Source organism: Nitrobacter sp. 62-13, from assembly GCF_001896955.1.
Classification (GTDB): Bacteria; Pseudomonadota; Alphaproteobacteria; order Rhizobiales; family Xanthobacteraceae; genus Nitrobacter.
Map to the genome: position 1 here is coordinate 18,951 of NZ_MKRN01000117.1, position 4,496 is coordinate 23,446.

General features: G+C 63.1%; 3 protein-coding genes and 2 pseudogenes. 1 reads left to right on the plus strand and 4 read right to left on the minus strand.

Going from position 1 to position 4,496, the window contains the following annotated elements:
* A pseudogene (locus tag BGN91_RS09645) lies at positions 1-254 on the plus strand (LysM peptidoglycan-binding domain-containing protein); the annotation flags it as partial.
* Positions 255-505: 251 nt separating this feature from the next.
* Here BGN91_RS09645 and BGN91_RS09650 read toward each other — a convergent pair.
* From BGN91_RS09650 to BGN91_RS09665, 4 genes and pseudogenes are all read right to left on the minus strand, one after another.
* Entirely contained in the window at positions 506-1,327 is an 822-nt protein-coding gene (locus BGN91_RS09650) for a CarD family transcriptional regulator (RefSeq protein WP_292612583.1), read from the minus strand.
* Positions 1,328-1,724: 397 nt separating this feature from the next.
* Complete coding sequence (gene fdxA / locus BGN91_RS09655) at positions 1,725-2,063, minus strand: ferredoxin FdxA (protein WP_292612585.1); 339 nt, start codon at positions 2,061-2,063, stop codon at positions 1,725-1,727.
* 75 nt (positions 2,064-2,138) lie between these two features.
* Entirely contained in the window at positions 2,139-2,426 is a 288-nt protein-coding gene (locus BGN91_RS09660; RefSeq protein ID WP_292612589.1) for an RNA-binding S4 domain-containing protein, read from the minus strand.
* 103 nt (positions 2,427-2,529) lie between these two features.
* A pseudogene (locus BGN91_RS09665) lies at positions 2,530-4,496 on the minus strand (helicase); the annotation flags it as partial.

The following is a 4,496-nucleotide window of genomic DNA, read 5'->3' on the forward strand; positions in this document are numbered from 1 at the left end:
ACAAGACCACCGAGAGCGAGCGCAACGCCCGCGAGACCGTCGCCTCCTTCCGCCGCCTGACGCTGGATGAAATTCAGGCGGCGCGGCCACTACGGATCAAGGTCATCACCGTGCAACCCGGCGATACCGTGGAATCGCTATCGCATCGCATGGCGGGCGTCGATCATCCAGCGGAGCGTTTCCGCGTGCTCAACGGTCTCGACCAGCATGCGCAGGTCAAGGTGCGCAGCCGGGTCAAGATCGTGGTGGATTGATCTGCGCCGTAACGCATTCAAGGACGGCCCAAACAAGGCGCAACGAATACGGCTTTGCCTCCCTGCTCATGGGACAGTCGACCGAGAGAGCCGGGCGGGTGGAAGACTCTTGACCCACTCCCGACTCCTCGCCGCATGCGAGAGTTCGCACCCGCTTCGACGATCCGAACAATGCTCCAAATGAAATGTTCGAAACAAAAAACCCGGCCATTCGGCCGGGTTTTTCTTGTCCTTTGTCGTCGAAAAGCCGGTTACGCAGCTTCGTCGGCGACCGCCGCGTCATCACCATCAGCGTCGGCGTCGATATCGCCATCGGCGTCGGCCTCCGCCTTGGCGCCGCGGCGCGGGCTCTTGGCGAGTTGTCCTTCGATTTCCTTGACCGCCTCGGTTTCCGTCACATGCTGGACAACGGCGATCTCGCGCGACAGGCGATCGAGCGCGGCCTCATAGAGCTGACGTTCGCTGTAGGATTGCTCAGGCTGCGATTCCGAACGATAGAGATCGCGCACCACCTCGGCGATCGCAACGATGTCTCCCGAATTGATCTTGGCTTCATATTCCTGCGCACGACGCGACCACATCGTGCGCTTGATGCGCGCGCGGCCCTTCAGCGTTTCAAGCGCCCGCTTGACCAGACCCGGCTCGGACAGCTTGCGCATGCCGACATTCGCGATCTTCGCGGTCGGAACCCGCAGCGTCATCTTATCCTTCATGAAATTGATGACGAACAGTTCGAGCTTGGCGCCCGCAATCTCCTGCTCTTCGATCGCCAGAATCTGGCCGACGCCGTGCGCCGGATAGACCACGAACTCGTTGGTCTTGAACCCCTGGCGCTGGGTCAGAACCTTCTTCGGCTCCTCGACACGGAGCGCGCTGGTCTTGGCGGCAGACTTCGCGGCGGGCTTGCTGGCCACCGCAGTTTTCGCCGCGGACTTTGCAGCCGGCTTCGCGGTCCTGGAAGCGCCCCTGGAGGCCGATGCGCCTTTCGATGCGGCAGCCTTCAATGCAGCCGTCTTCACCGCGGTTTTCGAAGCAGCAGTCTTGGCGGCCACTTTGGCAGTCTTGCTTGGCATTTCGCCTCTTTTATTTCTTGAGGATTTTCCGGCCGAGCCCTTGGCAGCCGTTCGGGCGTTCGTGCCAGCGGTCCGGGCACGAACCCGTGCACCGCGGCGAGCCGCAGACGCCCTTGAAGTATTTTTTTTACGCGGTTTCTGTGACACAACCTGCGCGTGGACATGCCACGCCCTGTTCGATGTTTTCACGGGAGCCCCTCAGGGGGCTACAAGCAGGTAAAAACGTAATCCAGCTCCGAAAACACGATCAATATAGCACATTTTCCGCAAAAATCAATGATTTATACCCAAAGAACCGTATTGCGGACCGCTTTTGGCGCCGCCGGCCGCAAATAAGGTTAAGGCAGAATGCCGCCTCCCGGCCTCGCGCCTTCAGAAAATGCGTTTGTGATAAAATTCAGTCTCCGGATCCCGGATTGGAAGAAAAATACTTCTCGAATTTACCATCCATGCCCTCGAACTCCTTGGCGTCAGGCGGGGCGTCCTTCTTTTGCGTGATATTGGGCCAGCTTTTGGCGTACTCCGCGTTCACCTCGAGCCACTTCTCCAGCCCCGGCTCGGAATCAGGCTTGATGGCTTCGGCCGGACATTCCGGTTCGCAGACACCGCAATCGATGCACTCATCGGGATGAATGACGAGCATGTTCTCGCCTTCATAGAAGCAATCGACAGGGCAAACTTCAACGCAATCGGTGTATTTGCACTTAATGCAGGCATCGTTGACGACGTAAGTCATCCAAGGCTCCAGGAGAGTCAGATTTGCAGGCTGGGGTACCGCAGGAACAGCGCTGCCGCAAGCCGTGGAGAGACGCTATGTGTGCGATTGACTTCCGCTGGAAGCATCTGACACGTCTTCATAAAGCGCTCTTGCAGCAGTCGCATTTCCGCGCTGTTCGGAAAATCCGATGACCCTGAGGATGCGGACACCGCGGTCCAGTCCGACCGTGAGCACGTCATCGACCCTGAGGGAATGCCCCGGAGATTTCTCACGCGCACCGTTGACGCGGACATGGCCGGACTCGACCAAAGCCGCCGCATGGGTCCGGGCTCTGACTACCCGCGCATGCCACAACCACTTGTCGAGACGCTGGCGCTCCAGAACTGCCAAATAGCTTCACACTAATAGCGTTTTCAAGCGAAGTGGATGCCGGTTCGCGGGAATAAAACGCGTTGAACGGGTCGGCCCCTCGTCGCCCGCCCGGTCAATCCTTGCGGCCCGCAAGCTGCTCCTTGAGCGCAGCCAGTTTCGCAAACGGCGAGTTCGGATCCAGCGCGCGTTCACGCTCGCGCGGCGCGCTGCTGGCATAGGGACGGTGCGAGGGTCCGGCGTCCGGGCGTCCCTCGCGCCCGCCCCCCTTGCGGGAGCCCTGAAACCGGCCCTTGTCCTGGTCCCTGTCTCTGCCCTTGCCGTGAAAACGCTCGCGCGGCGGACGTTCCTTGCCCTCTCGCGACTCCCGGCCGGACGCGGCCTCAGTTGGTGCATCGGCGGAAGGCCGGCGGCGTCCCCGCCCATGCCGCTCACGTCTTTGCGTCCCCTCGCCCGCTTCGCCGTCCGCAGCCGCTGGTTGTTGCGTTTCGTCCCGCCCGGACTGCTGACGGCGATGGCGATTGCGATCGTGGCGCGGACGGCGGTCGGCAGACCGGCCGCCTGGCCGCCAGACCTCGACAGTAGCGGGCTCGGCGTCCGCCACGGCCATCGGGGCGACACCAACCGCGGCTGTCTCAGCGGATGTTTCGCCCTCGGGCGCGCTCGCAGCATCGACGGTCGCCGACACGTCATGCGTCGCGTCCGCGGGAATGGGTTCAACAGCATCGGAAGCCGGCGAGACCGCGACGTCGGACGACACCTCCGCCGGCGTCTCCTCGATGCCTGCAGCCCCGGCTTCGGTCACCGCAGCGGTCACCTCCGACGAAACCGCATCTACCGTTGGCGACTGCTCGACAACCGATCCGGCATCAGGCGCGCCCGCGCTGTCCGACGCGGTTTCCCGCGCTTCGGGCATGGCGTCCGACGCAGCCGATTGCTCCGGCACGCTCTCCGACACTTCGGCGGGCACCGCCTCCGCACCGCCTTCGGTCGCCGGAGCAGCCTCTGTAACCGGTGGAGGCGCCGGGCAACGCTCCATGCGATAGCCGAGCGCGCGCAGGATGGAAGCGAATTCCTCGCCGGCGGTGCCGACGAGCGACGTCATCGCCTGGGTCACAACGAAGCCACGGCCGTCGAACGCGCCGGCTGGCTTCTGCCCCAGCGCGTTTTCCCGCCACGCCAGCGCCGGGCGGATCAGATCAGCCAATCGCTCGAGAATATCGACGCGGACCACCCGCTCGCCGCATTGCCGATAACCAAGCGCACGATAGGCGTCCTGATTGAGCAGTTTGTCGGCCGGAAACGAGGTGCGGCCGCTGGCGGCCAGATGCTGCGCGCTTGACAGCGCCGAGAGGTCGACATTGTCCTGCTTCTGCGCCCACAACAGCGAGGCCAACGCACGCGCCGCCGGTTTCAGGAGCGCCGGGAAATGGATGTGATAGGCGCCGAAGCGCACGCCGTATTTGCGCAAGGATGCGCGCGACGGCTGATCGAGATCTTTCATCTCAGTGGCGATCTTCGAGCGCTCCAGCACGCCGAGCGCCTCGATCAACTGGAATGCGATGCCGCGCGCGATGCCGGTGACATCCTCCGCCTTGGTCAGTTCGAAAAGTGGTCCCAGCAATTTCTCGACGTGAGTCTTCAGCCACAAATCGAGCCGGGCCTGCACCGCATCGCGCGGAGCGCCGGTCAGCCGCTCGTCGGAGATGATACGGATGCGGGGCCGCAACACATCGTCAGCGGCGATCAGCCGCGCCACCGCGTCCCCGGTCCAGCGGATGGTGCCGTCCGAGGTCAGCACGAACTGATCGTCCGGCGCGGCCGCCAGCTTTTCTGCGCGCGCTTCGATTTCGCCGGCCAGCGCCTTCTGCGCGATCGCTTGCAGCGCCTTGGCTTCCGAGCCGGCCTCGGCCGCATCGGGTACGAACGTAAAGCCATCGAGACGGCCTATGACATGGCCCTCTACGATCACCTCGCCGGTCTTGCCGATTTCCGTATCCAACATCGTGTTTTCCCGCAGGCGGCGCATCAATACACTGGTCCGGCGATCAACGAAACGCTCAGTGAGCCTTTGGTGCAGCG